General features: G+C 62.8%; 15 protein-coding genes, 1 tRNA gene and 1 pseudogene. 7 read left to right on the top strand and 10 right to left on the bottom strand.

Annotated elements, in window-relative coordinates:
• Positions 1 to 2: 2 nt before the first annotated feature.
• Positions 3 to 329, bottom strand: coding sequence for a hypothetical protein (locus OHD58_RS11025; RefSeq protein WP_263803298.1), 327 nt, complete (start codon positions 327 to 329; stop codon positions 3 to 5).
• A gap of 235 nt (positions 330 to 564) precedes the next feature.
• Between OHD58_RS11025 and OHD58_RS11020 the strand changes: the two genes are divergently transcribed.
• Positions 565 to 1,425, top strand: coding sequence for an alpha/beta fold hydrolase (locus tag OHD58_RS11020; protein WP_412177204.1), 861 nt, complete (start codon positions 565 to 567; stop codon positions 1,423 to 1,425).
• An 83-nt stretch (positions 1,426 to 1,508) separates the two neighbouring features.
• Here the strand turns inward: OHD58_RS11020 and gor are convergent, their stop codons facing one another.
• From gor to rpiA, 3 genes are all read right to left on the bottom strand, one after another.
• Positions 1,509 to 2,900 carry a glutathione-disulfide reductase gene (gene gor, locus OHD58_RS11015; protein WP_263803296.1) on the bottom strand — a complete coding sequence of 464 codons (1,392 nt, stop codon included), beginning with the start codon at positions 2,898 to 2,900 and terminating at the stop codon, positions 1,509 to 1,511.
• A 121-nt stretch (positions 2,901 to 3,021) separates the two neighbouring features.
• Complete coding sequence (locus tag OHD58_RS11010) at positions 3,022 to 3,639, bottom strand: DUF2059 domain-containing protein (RefSeq protein ID WP_263803295.1); 618 nt, start codon at positions 3,637 to 3,639, stop codon at positions 3,022 to 3,024.
• Between the two features lie 18 nt (positions 3,640 to 3,657).
• Positions 3,658 to 4,356 (bottom strand): ribose-5-phosphate isomerase RpiA, encoded by a 699-nt coding sequence (gene rpiA / locus OHD58_RS11005; protein ID WP_263803294.1) that lies wholly within the window; start codon positions 4,354 to 4,356, stop codon positions 3,658 to 3,660.
• A gap of 162 nt (positions 4,357 to 4,518) precedes the next feature.
• On the opposite strand from rpiA, the gene OHD58_RS11000 reads away from it, so the two are divergent.
• Complete coding sequence (locus OHD58_RS11000) at positions 4,519 to 5,202, top strand: HAD family hydrolase (RefSeq protein WP_263803293.1); 684 nt, start codon at positions 4,519 to 4,521, stop codon at positions 5,200 to 5,202.
• Here the strand turns inward: OHD58_RS11000 and OHD58_RS10995 are convergent.
• The 3 genes from OHD58_RS10995 to OHD58_RS10985 form a co-directional block, all read right to left on the bottom strand.
• The gene (locus OHD58_RS10995; RefSeq protein ID WP_263803292.1) at positions 5,199 to 5,897 is read right to left on the bottom strand and encodes a B3/4 domain-containing protein; all 699 of its coding nucleotides are present in this window, start codon (positions 5,895 to 5,897) and stop codon (positions 5,199 to 5,201) included. The genes OHD58_RS11000 and OHD58_RS10995 overlap by 4 nt on opposite strands.
• A gap of 4 nt (positions 5,898 to 5,901) precedes the next feature.
• A complete protein-coding gene (locus tag OHD58_RS10990) occupies positions 5,902 to 6,813 on the bottom strand; it encodes a DMT family transporter (RefSeq protein ID WP_263803290.1) in 912 nt (303 codons plus the stop codon).
• A 90-nt stretch (positions 6,814 to 6,903) separates the two neighbouring features.
• The gene (locus OHD58_RS10985) at positions 6,904 to 7,704 is read right to left on the bottom strand and encodes an AraC family transcriptional regulator (protein ID WP_263803289.1); all 801 of its coding nucleotides are present in this window, start codon (positions 7,702 to 7,704) and stop codon (positions 6,904 to 6,906) included.
• Positions 7,705 to 7,878: 174 nt separating this feature from the next.
• On the opposite strand from OHD58_RS10985, the gene OHD58_RS10980 reads away from it, so the two are divergent.
• Positions 7,879 to 8,703, top strand: coding sequence for an SDR family NAD(P)-dependent oxidoreductase (locus OHD58_RS10980; protein WP_263803288.1), 825 nt, complete (start codon positions 7,879 to 7,881; stop codon positions 8,701 to 8,703).
• 20 nt (positions 8,704 to 8,723) lie between these two features.
• Here OHD58_RS10980 and OHD58_RS10975 read toward each other — a convergent pair.
• Positions 8,724 to 8,798 (bottom strand) — tRNA-Val (locus tag OHD58_RS10975).
• An 83-nt stretch (positions 8,799 to 8,881) separates the two neighbouring features.
• Between OHD58_RS10975 and OHD58_RS10970 the strand changes: the two are divergent.
• Together OHD58_RS10970 and OHD58_RS10965 are read left to right on the top strand one after the other, a co-directional pair.
• Positions 8,882 to 9,103 (top strand): annotated as a pseudogene (locus OHD58_RS10970) (xanthine phosphoribosyltransferase); the annotation flags it as partial.
• A gap of 123 nt (positions 9,104 to 9,226) precedes the next feature.
• A complete protein-coding gene (locus OHD58_RS10965; RefSeq protein ID WP_263803287.1) occupies positions 9,227 to 9,598 on the top strand; it encodes an endonuclease domain-containing protein in 372 nt (123 codons plus the stop codon).
• A 436-nt stretch (positions 9,599 to 10,034) separates the two neighbouring features.
• Here the strand turns inward: OHD58_RS10965 and OHD58_RS10960 are convergent, their stop codons facing one another.
• On the bottom strand, positions 10,035 to 11,042 hold the full coding sequence (locus OHD58_RS10960; RefSeq protein WP_263803286.1) for a DUF4238 domain-containing protein: 1,008 nt from the start codon (positions 11,040 to 11,042) through the stop codon (positions 10,035 to 10,037).
• A 6-nt stretch (positions 11,043 to 11,048) separates the two neighbouring features.
• Positions 11,049 to 14,870, bottom strand: a complete 3,822-nt coding sequence (locus OHD58_RS10955) for a vitamin B12-dependent ribonucleotide reductase (RefSeq protein WP_263803284.1) — start codon at positions 14,868 to 14,870, stop codon at positions 11,049 to 11,051.
• A 752-nt stretch (positions 14,871 to 15,622) separates the two neighbouring features.
• On the opposite strand from OHD58_RS10955, the gene OHD58_RS10950 reads away from it, so the two are divergent.
• Together OHD58_RS10950 and OHD58_RS10945 are read left to right on the top strand one after the other, a co-directional pair.
• Positions 15,623 to 16,369 carry a GGDEF domain-containing protein gene (locus OHD58_RS10950; RefSeq protein ID WP_263803282.1) on the top strand — a complete coding sequence of 249 codons (747 nt, stop codon included), beginning with the start codon at positions 15,623 to 15,625 and terminating at the stop codon, positions 16,367 to 16,369.
• 132 nt (positions 16,370 to 16,501) lie between these two features.
• Positions 16,502 to 18,388 (top strand): CHASE3 domain-containing protein, encoded by a 1,887-nt coding sequence (locus OHD58_RS10945; RefSeq protein WP_263803280.1) that lies wholly within the window; start codon positions 16,502 to 16,504, stop codon positions 18,386 to 18,388.
• Positions 18,389 to 18,398 lie beyond the last annotated feature (10 nt).

Below are 18,398 nucleotides of genomic sequence, written 5' to 3'. Positions count from 1 at the left end.
TGTCAACCGGCCAACGAACCGACGCTAGTTTCTGGCCACTCGAGCATTACGAGCTTCCAGCCGAGATAGGTCCCATACAGCCCACAACCCAAGATAAAGGAACCGAGAATAGTGAAGGCGTGAGCATCCATGCCTTGCTTCACCCGGTCTGCTGATGTCGGCCAGCCCGCATAGATGAGCCAACAACCCAAAACCACAACACCGACCGCAAGAGCAAGGAGGAACGAGGCTACAATATGAGGGTGCGTCTGATGAAGGAGCACCCCGCCAAACACCATGATGGGTGGCATGATCCAACGCATGAAAAAGTAAAACTTGCCCTGCCCCATCAACTACTCCGCAAACTACCAACCCTCACAATAGCTGCATAAAATAAACGATGGGCCGCTTGAAATCGTTCAAGTCTAAACGATAACCCTTGACTTTGACGTTAACGTCAATGGTAACCTCTGCTCCAGACCGGAGGAGAAGATGCCTAGCCGAGACAACGCCGCCGTTGAGGACGCGCAATCCAGCGACCAAGAAAGCCTGGTCTCGCCAGCTTTCGCCGTCGTCCAGCGCGATATCTCCATCCCGACCCCGGACGGCTTTCCGTTGGCCGGCACGCTGTTTGAGGGTACCGGCGACAAGCCCCTGGTGCTGATTTCGTCGGCCACCGCGGTGCCGCGCGGCCTCTACGCCGCCTTCGCCAGGGCTTCGGTAGAGAAAGGCGCACGCGCAGCACTTATCTACGATTATCGCGGAACCGGAGGCTCGGCACGGCCGAACGGCTGGAAGAAGCGCATCAGCATGAAGGACTGGGCGCTGTTCGACCTGCCTGCGGCGGTCGCCACCCTCGACGCAGTGGCACCCGGCCATGAAATGGTGGGCGTCGGCCAGTCCTTCGGCGGCCAGGCGCTTGGCCTGTGCGGCATTGCCGGCCGCTTCAAGCGCTACGGCATGGTGGCGACGATGTCCGGCTATCTGAAGGATTTGAACGATCCGTGGGCTGGACCGCGCATGACGCTGGTCGGCGTGCCTGTATCCTTTCTCTTCACCGACATGCCGCGCTGGATGGGGCTGGGCGAGCCGATCCCGGCGAGCGTCTTCCGCGACTGGGCACGCTGGTGCCGGCACCCGGACTATTTCTTCGGCGATGCGTCGCTTGCCGAGACGGCCCGCTACAGGGACGTGAAAACGCCGATCCTGGCGCTCGGCCTGACCGACGACATCTGGGGCACGCCGAAAGCCGTGGCGGCGCTGATGAAACGCTACGAGAATGCGCCGGTCGAGGAACGCTGGATTTCGCCCGACGACGCGGGCGGCCGGAAGATCGGCCACCTCGGTTTCTTCCGCTCGCGCTTCGCCGATGTGTTGTGGCCGGAATTGATCGGCTGGCTGTTTGACGGAACGGCGGTTACGCTCGGCGAGCGACGGGTCGGCTAGGTATTGAGCGCTGAAGTGCCTAGCCCCCTCCACCGCCTTCGGCGGTCCCCCTCCCCCGTAAACGGGGGAGGATCCAGGTCAATCTAGATATCGCGCGCACCGTTCCTGACACGGTAGCTCGGCGTATACATGGTGACCAGTTCTTCCGCCGCGGTCGGATGCACCGCCATGGTGTGGTCGAAATCGTCCTTGGTGAGGCCGGCCTTGAGCGAGATGCCGAGCAACTGCGCCATCTCGCCGGCGTCGGGGCCGAGAATGTGGGCGCCAAGCACGAGACGGGTGTCGGTGTCGACGATCAGCTTCACCAGCATCTTTTCCTCACGCCCCGACAGCGTGTGCCGCATCGGCCGGAACACGGCCCGGTATACTTCGATGTCGTCGAAACGGCTCGATGCCTCGTCTTCGGAGAGGCCGACAGTGCCGATCTCCGGCTGCGAGAACACCGCCGTCGGCACCGTCTTGTGATCGGGCTTGGTCGGGTTGTCGCGGAACGCCGTATCGACGAAGCACATCGCCTCGTGAATCGCGACCGGAGTGAGTTGGACCCGGTTGGTGACATCGCCGATCGCCCAGATGTTCTTCACACTGGTGCGCGAGAATTTGTCGACATTGATCTCGCCGACCTTGCCGAGTTCGACGCCCGCAGCCTCGAGCCCGAGATTTTCCGTATTGGGAATGCGGCCAAGCGCCAGCATGACCTGGTCGGCGGTGATCACCTCGCCGCCGGAGAGATGTGCGTCGAGGCGGCCGTCCGGGCGCTTGTCGATCGCCGTGAAGATTTCCTGGCAGAGGATGCGGATGCCCTTCTTCTCCATGGTCTCGTGCAGCATGCGCCGCAAATCCATGTCGAATCGCTGCAGGATCTCCATGCCGCGATAGACCAGGGTCGTCTCGACGCCGAGACCGTGGAAGATGTTGGCGAACTCGACGGCGATGTAGCCGCCGCCAGCAATGACGATCGCCTTCGGCAGTTCGGGCAGGTCGAACGCCTCGTTGGAGAAGATGCAGTGTTCGTGGCCGGGAAGCGCTGCGTGCGGGTTGGGCCGGCCTCCGGTGGCGATCAGGATCTGGTCGGCGGTGACCGTGCGGTCCTCGCTTTCGATGCGCACCGTGTGGGCATCGACCAGCACGGCGCGCGAATGAAAGGCCTCGCCACCGGCCTTTTCGACGCCATTTTGGTACAGGCCCTCGAGGCGCGAGATTTCGCGCTCCTTGTTGGCGACAAGGGTGCGCCAGTCGAACTTCGCCTTCGGCACGCTCCAGCCGTAACCCGCGGCATCGGCGAAATGCTCGGGAAACTGCGAGGCGTAGACATAGAGCTTCTTCGGCACGCAACCGCGAATGACGCAGGTGCCGCCGTAGCGGAACTCCTCGGCGATGGCGACCCGCTTGCCGAGCCCAGCCGTCACGCGCGCGGCGCGAACGCCGCCCGAGCCGCCGCCGATGACGAAAAGATCGTAGTCATAGCTGGCCATGCCCTGCCCTTCCAATTCATGCTGCAGCGCCACAGGTAGAGGTCCGCCGCGAAAAAGAAAAGCCCGGCGCGGCGGCCGGGCTTTGCGTTTCATCGAAGTCGAAATCAGCCGAATTGATCGATCAATTCGCCGCCGGCGCGGCAGGGGCCTCAGGGACCGGCACCTGCGTGCCCGGAGCAGCGCCATCGACAGGCGGCACTGCCTGGCTGCCATCCTGGGCCGGAAGTTCGAGCGGCGGCATATCCTTCAGCGTCGTGGCAAGCGCCTGGCCAACCGCCTGTGCGAGATCGCGGGCGACGCCGTTCTGCCAGATATTTGCCGCTTTCATCAGTTCGCGGGTGACGATCGGGCCGTCGGCAAGCAGCTTGAGACCGGTTTCCGACTGGTAGAATGCGGCGATCTCGCTGCACTGCTTCTCGTTGAAGACGCGCGCATAGGCCGTCCCGGCTTCGCGCTCGAGGTCGCCGCGCCGCGAAACCATCTTGATGGTCTCCTCGTCCACCGTCTTGATGACCACTTCCTGCAGGTCGGGATTCTTCTGGATGAGCTGGGTCTTCAGCGCCTGCGCGGCGGTCGGCAGGATGCCGTCGTAAGAATCGGTCGCGTTGATCGCATCAACGGCCGCACGGCACGCCTTGAGATGGCTTTCGGAAATGTCCTGGGCGAATGCCGCGCCGGAAAGACTCGCGACTGCCGCAAGGCCGAGGGTGATGCGGCGGGCGCGTTTGGCAAAAGTCATGGCAGATCGAACTCCTGTTTAGCGGGTCGCTTGCAAGGTCTGGATGCCGGCGGGGTCCGCAAGAATGACCGCGGTCGCCAGCCCCAGAAACAGACCATGCTCGACGACGCCGGGAATGGCGTGCAGAGCCTCGGACAGCGCTCTTGTATCCGGAATGCGGCCAAAAGATGCATCGAGGATCAAATGTCCGCCGTCTGTAACAAAAGCTTCGCCGTTCGTCATCCTCAATGTCAGGGGGCCGTCCAGGCCGAGTTTTCCAGCCGCGCGCGCGATCGCCAGTTCGGTTGCCCGGAGGCCGAAACGGTTGACCTCGATCGGCAGCGGAAACCGGCCGAGCGTTTCGACCAGCTTGGATTGGTCGGCAATGACGATCATGCGGGTGGACGCGGCCGCGACGATCTTTTCGCGCAGCAGCGCGCCGCCGCCGCCCTTGATCAGCGCAAGCCGGGGATCGACCTCGTCGGCGCCGTCGACGGTCAGGTCGAGTTCGGGCATCTCGTCCAGCGTGGCGAGCGGGACACCGAGTTCCCGGCAAAGCGCGGCGGTGCGCTCGGACGTGGGGACGCCGGTGACCGCCATGCCGGCCGAGACCTTTTCAGCAAGCAGGCGGACGAATTCCTCCGCCGTCGAGCCGGTGCCGATGCCGAGCCGCATGCCGCTTTCGACGTGGGTGAGTGCTGCCCGCGCGGCTTCGATCTTCAGCGCTTTTGCATCCATGAGAGAACTATCCGCCCCCTTCCAAACGTGGCCGCTCCTAGCATCTTTGCGAGGCGTGGCAAAGGTTTTCACGGCATTTCGTGCCATGCAAACGCTTGCCTATCGAGATTGCGCGGGCTATCCGGCGAACCCGGCCAGCACAGTCGGGCGGAGCGATAAACAATGAACAAGCCAATCGTGGTGTTCGATCTCGACGGGACGCTGGTCGATACCGCGCCCGACCTGCTCGACAGCCTCAACCACAGCCTCGGCACCGCCAGCATGACGCCGACCGAAGCAGCCTGGTTCCGCACCTACGCCGGGCATGGCGCGCGGGTCATGATCGAGCGGGCGTTCGCGGCACAGCAGAAAGCCCTCGCGGTCGAGGAACACGACCGGCTCTACACGCTGTTCCTGGACCACTATGGCGCCAACATGCCCGGCAAATCGCTGCCCTACCCCGGCGTGATCGACGCCATCCGGCGCTTCGAGAAAGCCGGTTTCCTGATGGCGATCTGCACCAACAAGACCGAGGGTTTTGCCAGGAAGCTGGTCGAGGCGCTCGGCATGAGCGGCCATTTCGCTGCGATCTGCGGCCAGGACACGTTCGCCTTCCGCAAGCCCGATCCGCGTCATCTGACCGAAACCATCGCAATGGCCAGCGGCGATCCGGAGCAGGCCTTGATGGTGGGCGATTCGCGGACCGACATCGATACGGCAAAGGCAGCCGGAATCCCGGTCGTTGCCGTGGATTTCGGCTACACCGACCGCCATGTGCGCGAATTCGAGCCGTCGCGCGTCATCTCGCATTTCGATGAACTGACCGTGCCGCTGGCCAAAGACTTGATCGCGGCCGCGCGGGCCTAGCCTCGAACCTCGAAACGCGGCGACGACCGCTCCAATATTCCCGTCTTCGCCGTCACCGACCAGATCGCGCCGAGTTCGCCGGCGAGCGCCGCCACGAGCTTGCGGACATCGGCCGCCGCCGATGCATGCATGGCCTCGGCGACGATCAGCACGCTACTGGTACTGGCATTGACGGCCGAATGGCCGCTCTGCCGGTTCGTCCACCGCCGCGCGTGAGCCCGGCTCTCGGCATCGGCGAAAATCACCTCGCGGGCGCCGGGGTTTTCGATCTCGCCCGAAAAGGTCTGGTAGGTTTCGGCGCCGGTTGCGTAGCGCACCTGCAGGTCGCCGGCGATTTTCGCAACGTCGAATATCGCGACCGGGATGGCGAAGGCGAGCGACACCGCGTTGCAGAGATCGACCAGCGGATGCAAACGAGGCAGTGATCCTTCCTGCCGGAAACGGCGCAGCAGCGCTTCCGACGCGCAGCGGTATTGCGTCGGCTTGAGACCCATGTGCGAAAAGGTTCGACGCCATGCCTGGATCTCCGGCAGTTCGCCTTCCGGGCCTGCCGCAAGCCTGGTTGCGGCGATCGCGTTGAATTTTACGACCGCCGCGTCGATGGACGCGTTGCCACCGATCCCCTCGGCAAACAGCACGCCGGCAACGAGCTCGGGAAAATCCTGCCAGATTTCCGTCGAATGGCTGAACTGCATGGGGCTACCTTTCCGGGACGAGATTTGCAGAAGCGATCGCGGAATCGGATTTGCGCGTCAAACCGAGGCCGACCACCGCGACGAGAACGCAGCCTATCCCGAATATCTGGGCGGCACTTACCGGTTCACCCAGCAGGACAACCGCGAAAAATACCGCCGAAACCGGGGCAAGTGCTGTAAACAGCGACGCCTCCGCGCCGCTGACCCGCGCCGACCCTGCATACCAGAGCACGAAACCGCCGACCGTCGGCACCAGCGCGTAGTAGCCGACGGCTGCCAGCGCCGCACCGCCGGCCTCGATTGTCCACGGTGCTTCGAAGAGAAGCGCAGGCATTATGGAGACCGTCAAGCCCAGGCCGGTCATCAGCGCCGACAGGGCGAGCGGCGCGACATCGACATGCAGGCGCTTGTTGAGCAGGATGAACAGGCCTTCGCAGACGACCGCCGCGAAGATCAGGGCATTGCCGAGCAACGAGTGGCCGCCGCCGGACTGGAAGGTGATGGACAGCACGCCGACGGTGGCGAGCGCAATCGCCATCAGCAGGAACCGGTGCGGCCGCTCGCCAAGAACAAGGATGGCGATCGCGGCGGAAACCACCGGCAGGGTGCCGATGATGAGGCCGGCACTGGCCGCCGATGTCAGCCGCAGCCCGGAAATCAGCAGTGTCGTGTAGCCGACGCTGCCCGCACCCGCCTGCAGGATGAGCAAAACCCAATCCCGGCGACCGGGCTTCGGCCATGGAGTTCCCGCCAGCCGCATCAGGGCGAGAAAGAACGGCAGCGCGATCGCAAACCGCAGTGCAGTGGCCGTGAACGGCGGCAGGCCGGACGCGATCAGCTTGCTGGCAATCACCGTGCTGCCGACCATCACCATGGCGGCCGCCAGATAAAGATATCCCTGAACCTGTCTCGACATTCCTTGCTCTTCCGTCCCGTTGCAGGGCGGAAGAAGAGCCGAGCGGCTGAAAATGATCTTGAACGAAATTGCAGGCGCCGCGAAAAACCGTCAAGCCATCGCGCCGGCGTAGACGCCGGGAGAGACGCCGTATTTGCGCACGAAGGTGCGCGTCATGTGGCTCTGGTCAGCGAAGCCGCTGGCAAGCGCGGCTTCCGCCAGCGTCGCGCCGCCGGCGATCAGCCGGCGCGCCGTGTCGATGCGGCGCTGCACGAGATAGGCGTGCGGCGTGAGGCCGGTGGCCTTTGCGAACGCCCGCACCATCTGGAAGCGGCTGAGGCCGCTTTCGCGCGCCAGGTCGGCCAGCGTGAGGGGTGCAGCCGGGTCGTCGTCGATGAGCATCCTGGCGCGCGAAACCGCCTGCGGCACGGCACGGCCGCCGCCGCCCTGTCCGCCGACAACCCTGGCAAGCAGCAGCAATAGCGCTTCCTCTTGGCCGGCCTCGGTGGCGCGATCGGCCGTGAGAGCACCGAAAAGCCTTGCGAAACCGGCGGCCACGCCGGCATCGCGGATGACCGGCAGGGAGAACTCGAATTCCGCCGTTTTGCCGTCGCTGATGTCCAGGCTCGCCGCGGCGATCAGCGCGGGGTCGAGATAGAGCATGCGCCACGCGCGGCCCGCGTTGCCGATCGGCGCACCGTCATGCACCTCGCCGGGATTGACGGTGATGACGTCGCCGGCCCCGGCCTCCACCATGCCACGCCCGCTCAGCGATTTCTGCGCGCCGCGGTGGATGACACCGATGCCGAAATTTTCGTGCGTGTGGCGCTGGAAGACGTGGCGCGTCTCGGCCTCCACCGCGTCGATGCCGGCAATTGCGCACCGTAAAATCCTGAACTGGCGTTTTTGCATCCTGAGCTTGGCCGGGCTTTGTGAACTGTGGCTAACCACCATGTAGCCCAGCTGGCCCCTCAAGGGAATTCGGCCCGAGGTGCGGCCGGATACCCCTCGTTGACGGGCGCATCGCGCACGTTGCATGTGTGCAACTGACAGGGATCATCCTGTCAGTACTGGTTGAGGGGCGGGATGATCGCAGAAGACGAAATCGACTTTTCAAGTGGCATGTACGGTCTGCCGCCTGGCGGCCTGAGGCTCGACGGCAAAACAGCTGTCGTCACCGGTGCCAGCAGCAATATCGGCCTGTCGATCGCGCTCGGCATGGCGCAGGCGGGCGCCGACGTCATCATGGTTGCGCGCGGCGCCGAGCGTCTTGCCAAAGCGGCCGAGGCGGTGCGTGGAGCCGAACCGAAGCGGAGGATTGTCGCCTGTCCGGCCGACGTCAGCACTGTCGAGGGCGTCACGGCAGTGGCCGGTGCGGTTGAGGCCGAGTTCGGCATGGCCGATGCTCTGGTCAATTGTGCTTTCGCCAGCGGCAAGGCCGGCATTCCGGCGGACCTGAAGATCCTCGAAATTCCGGACGAGATGTTCAATGAAACCTATCAGACCAACGTGCTCGGCACCTACCGGCTGATCAAGGCACTGTTCCACGGCCATGTCGACGCGGAGCGGCCGGCCTCGATCGTCAACGTCGTCTCAGGCTCCGGCCTCCTGCCGGTGCCGGTGATCCACAACACCGCCTACGGCGCCAGCAAGGCGGCGTTGTGGATGATGACGCGCTACCTCGCCGTGAACCTCGCACCGCTTATCCGCGTCAACGCACTCTGTCCCGGCAACGTCAGCGCGACCGGTCAGCCGCACACCGAAACGGCGCGCAAGATGATGTCGCAAATTCCAATGGGCCGGGTCGGCAAGCCGGGTGAGATGGCGGGAGCCGCCGTCTACCTGGCGTCCGATGCATCGTCCTTTACCACGGGTGCGATGCTGGTCTGCAATGGTGGGCGTGACTGGTAGCCATTCGATGTCAGGGAGAATGGTGGGCGATGCAGGGATTGAACCTGCGACCCCACCCGTGTGAAGGGTGTGCTCTCCCGCTGAGCTAATCGCCCGTCCGGCACCAATAGGCCAGAACAGGCGGCGATATAGGGGACGCATTGTACCGAAGTCAAGGACGGTTCTCGGACATTCGCCCGGAGTGCTGATCGACGACCACCTCACCGATACCGGCAAGACGGCGGCGATCGTGCGGGCAATGATGCCGCAGGCGCATTTCGCCACCGCCTACGCCAAGCCAAAGGGCCGTCCGCTGGTCGACACCTTCGTCACCGAGGTCAGCCAGGACACCTGGATCTATTTCCCCTGGGACATGGGCTTCACCTACCAGAAGCCGATCGCCGAACATCACGGCGGCTGAACGCGGCTCAAGCGCGAAAATGCGAAACCCCTTCGCCCTTGTGGGAGAAGGTGGATTGGCGCGAAGCGCCAAGACGGATGAGGGGGTGCTGGACGACGCGCGATGGACGCGTAATCTGGCGCCATGCCGCACCAGCCCGTGCTCCCAGCCAAGCGCCAGTTTGCCCGCCAGCTTCGCCGTGACATGACGGAGGCCGAGGACAGGCTGTGGCGCGAACTGCGCAGCCGCCGGCTCGACAAGATAAAATTCCGCCGGCAGGTACCGATCGGGCGCTACGTGGCCGATTTCGCCTGTCTCGAAGCGAAGCTGATCGTCGAGATCGACGGCAGCCAGCACGCGGAGTCGGTGCGAGATGCTGTTCGCGATGCGGAACTGAAGGTACGTGGCTTCCGCGTGCTGCGTTTCTGGAACGACGATGTGCTGAAAGACATCGACGGCGTCTGCGACACGATCATTGCTTATGTGCGGGATGCGAGGCTCGAGCCGTGGCGGTGACGTCTTCCCTTCTCCCCTTGTGGGAGAAGGTGGCCGAGCGTAGCGAGGTCGGATGAGGGGTGTTCCAGCCTGGCGCTCCGTCCAACACCCCTCATCCGTCGCCTTTTCGCCCGCTCACTGCGTTCGCTGGCGGGCGACACCTTCTCCCACAAGGGGAGAAGGGGAGATTTCGCGCCTGCGCCTCTCCAATCTCCGACGTTGGGCATTTGGCGATGCCGTGATGGTCGCCCCCTTCTCCCCTTGTGGGAGAAGGTGTCGCCGAAGGCGACGGATGAGGGGTATTTCTGAGACGTCGGCGCGTGCTCGCTCGCGGCATCGAGCCGCTTCGCTCGCCACCCCTCATCCGACCTCACCTGCCGGCTCGGCCACCTTCTCCCACAAGGGGAGAAGGTGAGCTTGGCAGTTGCGTATTGGCGGCGAGGCGGATGCTATCTCTTCATCCAAACTGAAAGCGAGGAAAATCCTTCCAATGCGGCTTTTCGCGGATTGCTTGCTTTGCGAAGGCAAAGTCTTTTCTACGAGCGCCGACGAAACGATAGGCAGATTGGAGTTGCAGTGAATTTAAGAACAGTAGGTTTTCCTTTGAAATAGGAACGAGTCTTTTCTCAAAAAGCATCGAATAATAGTGGCGCGCCCGTTGGAGGTCTTCCTCAACCTCTTTGAGATGATCAAGTTGGGCCTGAATTGAGCCTTGCGGGTTTCGAAACGCTGCAAGGTGGAGATCATTGAGACTCTTTGATGCCTCTGCCTGTGCTTTCTTCAAGCGAAGACCGATTGTTGGGCAAAGGAGACCCAGCACCAAATCTGGGGAAATCGGATGATAAATTTCGATCCCTGGTACGCCGAGGCCGATATTGCCGTACGGGCCGAATTCCTGTTGGTTGTGCAGCAGCAGCGGGTTGTCGGATATATAGATTTGTCCGGCGCAATTGAGCTTTAAGAGAACCATGACCTTCGAAACAAGTGGAGCTGCGAGATCGGCTAGTTTCTCGGTCGCAAACTTCAGAAATATGAACTTGTCGTACTCTTGATCGCTGAAAAATTCCGGCAAATCATTCGTTTTCACATCTGGGAAGCGCCTGCGTAATTCATTTCCTAAGTCCGACATTCGCTCCCGCGAGGCCTTGGAACGCGCATGTTGGATGGCGAAGAAACAGCAGATCGTGGCGGTAGTTTCCGGAGTCAAAATGGAAAGGTTTTGAGCTTTTATGATATCTTCAAATACCGGCTTTGCTAAATTCTCAATATGTGTGAAACGCAATTCAAAATCGATGTAGTAGCTGTCTTTTAAAGCGACTACATTGTAGTCCGATTCACCCATGACATTTCTTGGGTTACTGTAGAACTCGCGACCGGTCTTCTTGTCGAAAATATGCAATTTTCCTTCTGCGCAAAAATTGCGCAGAAGGAACTGTGGTACATAATGTTGATTTTCGCGAGGCACCGCCGCTCAGCTACACCCTGACGTCGCCCCGCACGTATCGCACTTCTCGCACGTGCCGTTCCGCACCATCGTAAAATTCTGGCACTCCGAGCACATGTTGCCGGTGTAGCCCTGCATCACCGCCTTGGCGCGGCGTTCGGCGGCCAGCGCCTTGGCGGCGGAGGCGTCGGCCTGGGCCTTGTCGGAGAACAGCGCGGTGGTGGGCGATTCTTCCTCCTCCTCGAAGAGGTCCGGATGGTTGTCCTCGGCGATTTCCTCCGCCAGTTCCTTCGCCCGCTCTTCGTAGTCGCGCTTGTAGGCGGTGGCGTCCTCGCGGTGCTCCGCGGTCAGCGGCTTCAGCGCCGTCACCGTGGCACCCGTCGAAATGGCGCGCACATTGGAGCCGCCGGCGGCGGTAGGCGCGGCGCGGGAGGCGGAACCGCCGGCCTGGCCTTTCGGCTCTCCGCCCGAGGCGTTGGACACCAGTTTCACCGGCGAGGCGCCGCGTGTCAGGCCCTTGGAGAAGGGCGTGGCCTTGCCTTCGTTGATGCCCTTGCCGAGCGCGGTCTTGTCGAAGTCCGATGTGTCGACATGGGCAAGATCGTTGCGGCCGGCGTAGGAAATGGCCAGTTCGCGGAACACATAGTCGAGGATCGACGTGGCGCTCTTGATCGCGTCATTGCCGACGACCATGCCGGCCGGCTCGAATTTTACGAAGGTGAAGGCGTCGACATATTCCTCCAGCGGCACGCCGTATTGCAGGCCGATCGAGATCGCGATGGCGAAGTTGTTCATCATGGCGCCGAAGGCCGCACCTTCCTTGTGCATGTCGATGAATATCTCGCCGAGGCGGCCGTCGTCGAACTCGCCGGTGCGCAGATAGACCTTGTGCCCGCCGACGATCGCCTTCTGGGTGTAGCCCTTACGGCGGTTCGGCAGCTTTTCGCGGTCGCGGTAGAGCCGCTCGATCACGCGCTCGACGATCTTCTCGGTGACGATCGCCGCCTTGGCGGCGGTAGGGGCGGCCGCGATCTCGTCGATGATGTCGTCCTCGTCGTCGTCATCGGCGAGCAGCGAGGCATTGAGCGGCTGCGAGAGCTTGGAGCCGTCGCGGTAGAGCGCGTTGGCCTTCAGCGCCAGCTTCCACGACAGCATGTAGGCTTCCTTGCAATCCTCGACCGTCGCCTCGTTGGGCATGTTGATTGTCTTGGAGATGGCGCCCGAGATGAAGGGCTGCGCGGCGGCCATCATGCGGATGTGGCTTTCCGCCGAGAGATAGCGCTTGCCGATCTTGCCGCACGGCGTGGCGCAGTCGAACACGGGCAGGTGCTCGTCCTTCAGGAAGGGCGCGCCTTCCAGCGTCATCGCACCGCAGACATGGATGTTGGCGGCCTCGATGTCCTTCCTGGAAAAGCCGAGCGCCGGCAGGATCTCGAACGAGAAGTCGGAAAGCTGCTCGTCGGTGAAGCCGAACGTCTCCTTCACCCAGTCGGCGCCGAGCGTCCACTGGTTGAACACGAACTTGATGTCGAAGGCGCTCTTGAGCGCCGCGTTGACGGCGGCGATCTTCTCGTCGGTAAAACCCTTGGCCTTCAGCGAGCCGGGGTTGATGCCGGGCGCCTGGTTGAGGTTGCCGTGGCCGACCGCGTAGGCGTCGATCTCGGCGATCTGCGATTCCGAGTAGCCGAGCGAGCGCAGCGCCTCGGGAACCGCCGCGTTGATGATCTTGAAGTAGCCGCCGCCGGCGAGCTTCTTGAACTTCACCAGCGCGAAGTCTGGCTCGATGCCGGTGGTGTCGCAGTCCATGACTAGGCCGATGGTACCGGTCGGCGCGATCACGGTTGCCTGTGCATTGCGGTAGCCGTGCTCCTCGCCAAGTTCGATGGCGCGGTCCCAGGCGGCCCTGGCATGGTCGCCCAGTGCGGCCTGCCTGAGGTCGGAGGCGACCAGCGGCACCGGGTTGACGGCAAGCTTCTCGTAGCCGTCGCGGTCGCCATAGGCGGCGCGGCGGTGGTTGCGCATGACGCGCAGCATGTTCACGGCATTGCGGTCGTAATCCGGGAAGGCGCCGAGCTCGCCGGCCATCTCGGCTGACGTGGCGTAGGCGATGCCGGTCATGATCGAGGTGAGTGCGGCGCAGATGGCGCGGCCTTCGGCGCTATCGTAGGGAATGCCGGAGGTCATCAGGAGGCCGCCGATGTTGGCGTAGCCGAGGCCCAGCGTGCGGTATTCGTAGGAAAGCTTGGCGATCTCCTTCGACGGGAACTGCGCCATCATCACCGAAATCTCGAGCACGATCGTCCACAGGCGAACCGTGTGCTCGTAGCGCTCGATGTCGATGGCGCCGTCGGCGTTGCGGTAGGTCAGAAGGTTGATCGAGGCGAGGTTGCAGGCCGTGTCGTCGAGGAACATGTATTCCGAGCACGGGTTCGACGCGCGGATCGGGCCTGCGGCCGGCGAGGTGTGCCAGTCGTTCATCGTGGTGTTGAAGTGCAGGCCGGGATCGGCCGAGGCCCAGGCCGCGTACCCGATCTTCTCCCACAGGTCGCGGGCCTTCAGCGTCTTCAGCGTCCTGCCGTCCTTGCGGGCGGTCAGGTGCCAGTCGGCGTCCTGCTCGACGGCGCGCAGGAAGTCGTCCTTCAGCGAGACCGAGTTGTTGGAGTTCTGGCCGGAAACGGTGAGGTAGGCCTCGGAATCCCAGTCGGTGTCGTAAGTCTTGAACTCGATGTCCTTGTAGCCCTGCCGGGCGAACTGGATGATGCGGTAGATGTAGTTCTCCGGCACCGAATTCTTCTTCGCCGCCTTGATCTCGCGCTTCAGCGCCGGGTTCTTCAGCGGGTCGTAGCAATCGCCTTCCGGCCCGTCGCAATTGACGCAGGCCTTCAGGATGGCGGTCAGGTGCTGGCGCACGATCTTCGAGCCGGTGACCAGCGAGGCCACCTTCTGCTCTTCCTTCACCTTCCAGTCGATATAGGCCTCGATGTCGGGATGGTCGGCGTCGACCACCACCATCTTGGCGGCGCGGCGCGTCGTGCCGCCCGACTTGATGGCGCCCGCCGCGCGGTCGCCGATCTTCAGGAAGCTCATCAGGCCGGACGAGCGGCCGCCGCCGGACAGTTTTTCGCCTTCGCCGCGCAGCATGGAGAAGTTGGAGCCGGTGCCGGAGCCGTATTTGAACAGGCGCGCCTCGCGCACCCACAGGTCCATGATGCCGCCCTCGTTGACGAGGTCGTCCTGCACGCCCTGGATGAAGCAGGCATGCGGCTGCGGATGCTCATAGGCCGACTTCGACTTGGTCAGCTTGCCGGTGAAGGGGTCGACGTAGAAATGGCCCTGGCCGGGACCGTCGATGCCGTAGGCCCAGTGCAGGCCGGTGTTGAACCATTGCGGCGAGTTCGGCGCGACGCGCTGTGTGGCCAGCATGTAGCAAAGCTCGTCCATGAAGGCGCGGGCGTCGTCCTCCGACTTGAAGTAGCCGCCCTTCCAGCCCCAGTAGGTCCAGGTGCCGGCAAGGCGCGTGAACACCTGGCGGGCGTCGGTCTCGGAGCCGTAGCGCTCGCTCTCGGGCAGCTTGGCGAGTTCGGCCTCGTCGGCGACGGAGCGCCACAGGAAGGACGGAACCGAGGTTTCCTCGATTTTCTTCAGCCGCACCGGCACGCCGGCCTTGCGGAAATATTTCTGGGCAAGCACGTCGGTGGCGACCTGGGAGAACTGCGCCGGCACGTCGATGCCGTCGAGGCGGAACACCACGGACCCATCCGGGTTCTTGATCTCGGAAAGCGCCTTGCGGAATTCGATCTCCGCATAGGCCGATTGACCGTCCTTGGTGAAACGCCGTTCGATGCGCATTTTCTTGGTCCTCAGTCCCTATATATAGCACCTTTCCACAAGAAACCGCAGTCTCCCCGGAAGGCACAAATGTCCACCGCATCCGGTCCGCCCTCGAAGACGGCCGGCTCTCCTCTTGCAGTTTCCCGCGGAAACGCCGGACGCCCCGCATTTCGGGGCCGTTTGCTGGCATTTCGCGGGACCCTGCGGTCCCTTGTCTGACGCCTGATTGTGATTCCCCTCGTCGAGGGAGGTTCACATTATCTGGTGTCACATGTTGCCTGCAAACACTAAATATAGTGTTAACAACATATTTATTCCAGACCGAAACCCCGCTTTTCGACCCCCAATCGGCACGCGAAAACCCACCGTTTCCGCCTGCCTCGCAACCCGGGCGGAAAGCTGGAACTTCACACAAAATCTGGAAAAAGACCGGCCCGAGAACCTCTCCGGCCACGCTCTCAACAGGAGCGCATGACCAATAAAAGGCGACTCGTTTCCGCGCGTCAAGGATTCGTTTTTGTAAGAATTGTGACCCCAATATCTTGTGTGTCACTAATGTGGATAACGGGGAGAAGAAAGCCCGGAAAATCCCGCCTTCGAGACGAGTGCGGTGGGAGCGCGGGAGAAATTGTCTTTCCCATGCGGCTTCACCGGTGCCGGGAATCAGGCCGCCGGCCAGCGAATCGCCATCGCTCCCGCATTGCTCGCGGCGGCTACGAAACCTTAACGCAGCACCTCTTATATTAAAGAAGGCTGATGGGACTGGGTTGATGCCGCTGGGAAGCGCACGTTTCGGCACGTTCATGAAGGTGATGCTGATCTTCGCCATCGTCCTGGCGGGTGTCGAAGGTATTGTCGTGGCCTACTATTGGCAGTTCGGCGTCGAGCGGCTGACGTTCGAACTGCTGATATCGGGGGCGATTGCGACCGCGGTCGGCATTCCGGCGACCGCGCATGTCGTCTTGCAGTATGAAAAGCTGGAGCGGTTGACCAAACAGCTCCAGTATCTGGCGACCATCGACCAGATGACGGGCCTGCTCAACCGGCAGAGTTTCCTGGCACGGCTCGACGCCCTGCTTTCCGCCACGTCGAAGACCGCAAGCGCCGGCGTCTTCGCCTACATCGACGCCGACCATTTCAAGGCGCTGAACGACCGTTTCGGACACGCCACCGGCGACCGGGTGATCGTGCTTCTGGCCCGTCACATAAGGGAAGCCACGCGAGACGGCGATCTCTGCGCCCGTCTCGGCGGCGAGGAGTTCGCGCTGTTCCTGCGCGGCGCCAATGTGACCCGCGCCACCATCGTGGCCGACCGGCTGAGGCGCGATATCGAACTTTCCGGAATCAGGCTTGGCGTGCCCGGCATGGCGCTCTCGGTTTCCATCGGGCTTGCGGCACACAAACCGGGTGCCGGCGCGCTCGCCACCATGCAGGAAGCGGATCGCTCCATGTATGCGGCAAAGGATGGCGGCCGCAATGTCGTGGTCACCGAATTGAAACGCAACCGAGTGGCGTAACTCCAGCCGCGGCGACGCTCTTCAAACCGTCTTCGTCGCCACCCAACCCAAATACCGCTTGCCATCAGCGATCCGTCTCCCTTACCAACGGTGCGGCTGGGACTGACGAACGATGGCGGGATAACGCAAAAAATGATTGCAAGGCTGCGCAAGGCAATGCGCATGCAGCTTATGCCGCTGCTGCTCGGCTTTTTGGTGCTGGCGGCCATCGTCGGCACGCGGTCGTGGATGATCGAAAGCCAGCGGGAAGACAATCGCGAGGCGCGGCAGAGCTTCGATATCGAAAGTCGGCTGCTTGTCATGCTGTCGACGGTGCAGGACGCGGAAACGGGTCAGCGCGGGTTTCTGCTGACCGGCGAAGACGCGTATCTGCAACCATACAGTTCGGCGCTCAAATCGCTCCCGACCGAGGTCAATCTCTTGCGTGACGCTTTCGGTGCCGAGTCCGAAAGCCTCGCGCAGATCGAACAGCTTCAAGTCGCGATAAGCGACAAGTTCTCCGAACTCGGGGAAGTCATCGAACTCTACCGAAACGGCAAACTGGACGAGGTACGCGCGGCGATCCAGACGAACCGCGGCAAGATCGCCATGGATCGCATTCGGGAAATCATCGCCGACGTGCGTCAGACCGAAAATGTCAAGCTGCAGCAGAGTCTCGCCGATGCCGCCGCAATCGACGGGAAGTTGCGGTTGGCATCCATCGTCACGCTTCTTGGCGTGCTGCTGCTCGGCATCTACGGCATCTTCGATGCCCGTCGGCGCATGCAGGCCATCGAGGAAGCGCACAGCAACCTTGTCGAGACGAACAAGATGCTCGAGGACGAGATCGAGACCCGGCAAAAGGCCGAGGATCAGGTCCGCCAGATGCAGAAGCTCGAGGCGATCGGCCAGTTGACCGGCGGCATCGCCCACGACTTCAACAACATGCTTGCCGTCATCATGAGTGCGATGAACCTTATCCAGCGCAAGCTGGCGCGCGGCGAGACCGACATCGGCAAGCTGGTCGATGGAGCGGCCGATGCGGCCAGCCGGGCCGCCAGCCTCACGCAGCGTCTCCTGGCATTTGCCCGCCAGCAGCCGCTGGCGCCGCAACTGGTCGACGCCAACCGCATGGTCTCGGGCATGTCCGACATGCTGCGGCGGACGCTCGGCGAAACCATCCAGATCGAAACGGTGCTTGCCGGCGGCCTTTGGCGCTGCCACGCCGATTCCAGCCAGCTCGAAAATTCCATCATCAATCTGGCCGTCAACGCCCGCGACGCGATGCCCGAAGGCGGCAAGCTCACCATCGAAACGGCGAATTGTCATCTCGACGACAGCTATGCCGCTTCCCACGCCGAAGTCCCGGCGGGCCAGTATGTGCTGATCGCCGTTACCGATACCGGCACCGGCATGCCGCGCGAGGTGATCGCCAAGGCGTTCGAGCCGTTCTTCACCACCAAGCCGGTAAGCAAGGGCACGGGGCTCGGCCTGAGCCAGGTCTTCGGTTTCGTCAAGCAGTCCAACGGTCACGTGAAGATCTATTCCGAGCCGGATGAGGGTACGACGGTCAAGATCTACCTGCCGCGCTATTTCGGCGACGAGCAGGCCGATGCCGTGACCGCGACGCGGCCGGCGTCGGTTGCGCCGACCGAACTGGTGCTGGTGGTCGAGGACGACGAGCGGGTGCGCGTCGGCAGCGTCGAATCGCTGCGCGAGCTGGGCTACCGGGTGATCCACGCGGATGGCGGCGAGGCGGCACTCGCCTTGCTCGAAAAGCATGGAGACGTATCCTTGCTTTTCACCGACATCGTCATGCCGGGCATGAGCGGCCGCAAGCTGGCCGAGGAAGCGGCGGCGCGCCGTCCGCAGCTCAAGGTTCTCTACACGACCGGGTTCACCCGCAACGCGGTGGTGCACAACGGCAAGCTCGATCCGGGCGTGAACTTCCTCGCCAAGCCGTTCACGCTCGATCAGCTTGCGGCGAAGGTGCGCGATGTCCTGGACCAGGAGGACGCAGCCCCAACGGAAAAGGCCTGACGCAGGCAAT

The organism is Mesorhizobium sp. ZC-5 (assembly GCF_025753855.1).
Taxonomy (GTDB): Bacteria; Pseudomonadota; Alphaproteobacteria; order Rhizobiales; family Rhizobiaceae; genus Neomesorhizobium.
The sequence above is the reverse complement of the archived record's forward strand: the minus strand, read 5'-3'. Positions and strand labels throughout refer to the sequence as shown.

Bases quoted from the DNA above. Each gene is read 5' to 3' on its own strand.
- OHD58_RS11025 (WP_263803298.1), bottom strand. From the start codon at position 329: ATGGGGCAGGGCAAGTTTTACTTTTTCATGCGTTGGATCATGCCACCC.
- gor (WP_263803296.1), bottom strand. From the start codon at position 2,900: ATGGCCAGCTATGACTACGATCTTTTCGTCATCGGCGGCGGCTCGGGC.
- OHD58_RS11010 (WP_263803295.1), bottom strand. From the start codon at position 3,639: ATGACTTTTGCCAAACGCGCCCGCCGCATCACCCTCGGCCTTGCGGCA.
- rpiA (WP_263803294.1), bottom strand. From the start codon at position 4,356: ATGGATGCAAAAGCGCTGAAGATCGAAGCCGCGCGGGCAGCACTCACC.
- OHD58_RS11000 (WP_263803293.1), top strand. From the start codon at position 4,519: ATGAACAAGCCAATCGTGGTGTTCGATCTCGACGGGACGCTGGTCGAT.
- OHD58_RS10995 (WP_263803292.1), bottom strand. From the start codon at position 5,897: ATGCAGTTCAGCCATTCGACGGAAATCTGGCAGGATTTTCCCGAGCTC.
- OHD58_RS10990 (WP_263803290.1), bottom strand. From the start codon at position 6,813: ATGTCGAGACAGGTTCAGGGATATCTTTATCTGGCGGCCGCCATGGTG.
- OHD58_RS10985 (WP_263803289.1), bottom strand. From the start codon at position 7,704: ATGCAAAAACGCCAGTTCAGGATTTTACGGTGCGCAATTGCCGGCATC.
- OHD58_RS10980 (WP_263803288.1), top strand. From the start codon at position 7,879: ATGATCGCAGAAGACGAAATCGACTTTTCAAGTGGCATGTACGGTCTG.
- OHD58_RS10965 (WP_263803287.1), top strand. From the start codon at position 9,227: ATGCCGCACCAGCCCGTGCTCCCAGCCAAGCGCCAGTTTGCCCGCCAG.
- OHD58_RS10955 (WP_263803284.1), bottom strand. From the start codon at position 14,870: ATGCGCATCGAACGGCGTTTCACCAAGGACGGTCAATCGGCCTATGCG.
- OHD58_RS10950 (WP_263803282.1), top strand. From the start codon at position 15,623: ATGCCGCTGGGAAGCGCACGTTTCGGCACGTTCATGAAGGTGATGCTG.
- OHD58_RS10945 (WP_263803280.1), top strand. From the start codon at position 16,502: ATGATTGCAAGGCTGCGCAAGGCAATGCGCATGCAGCTTATGCCGCTG.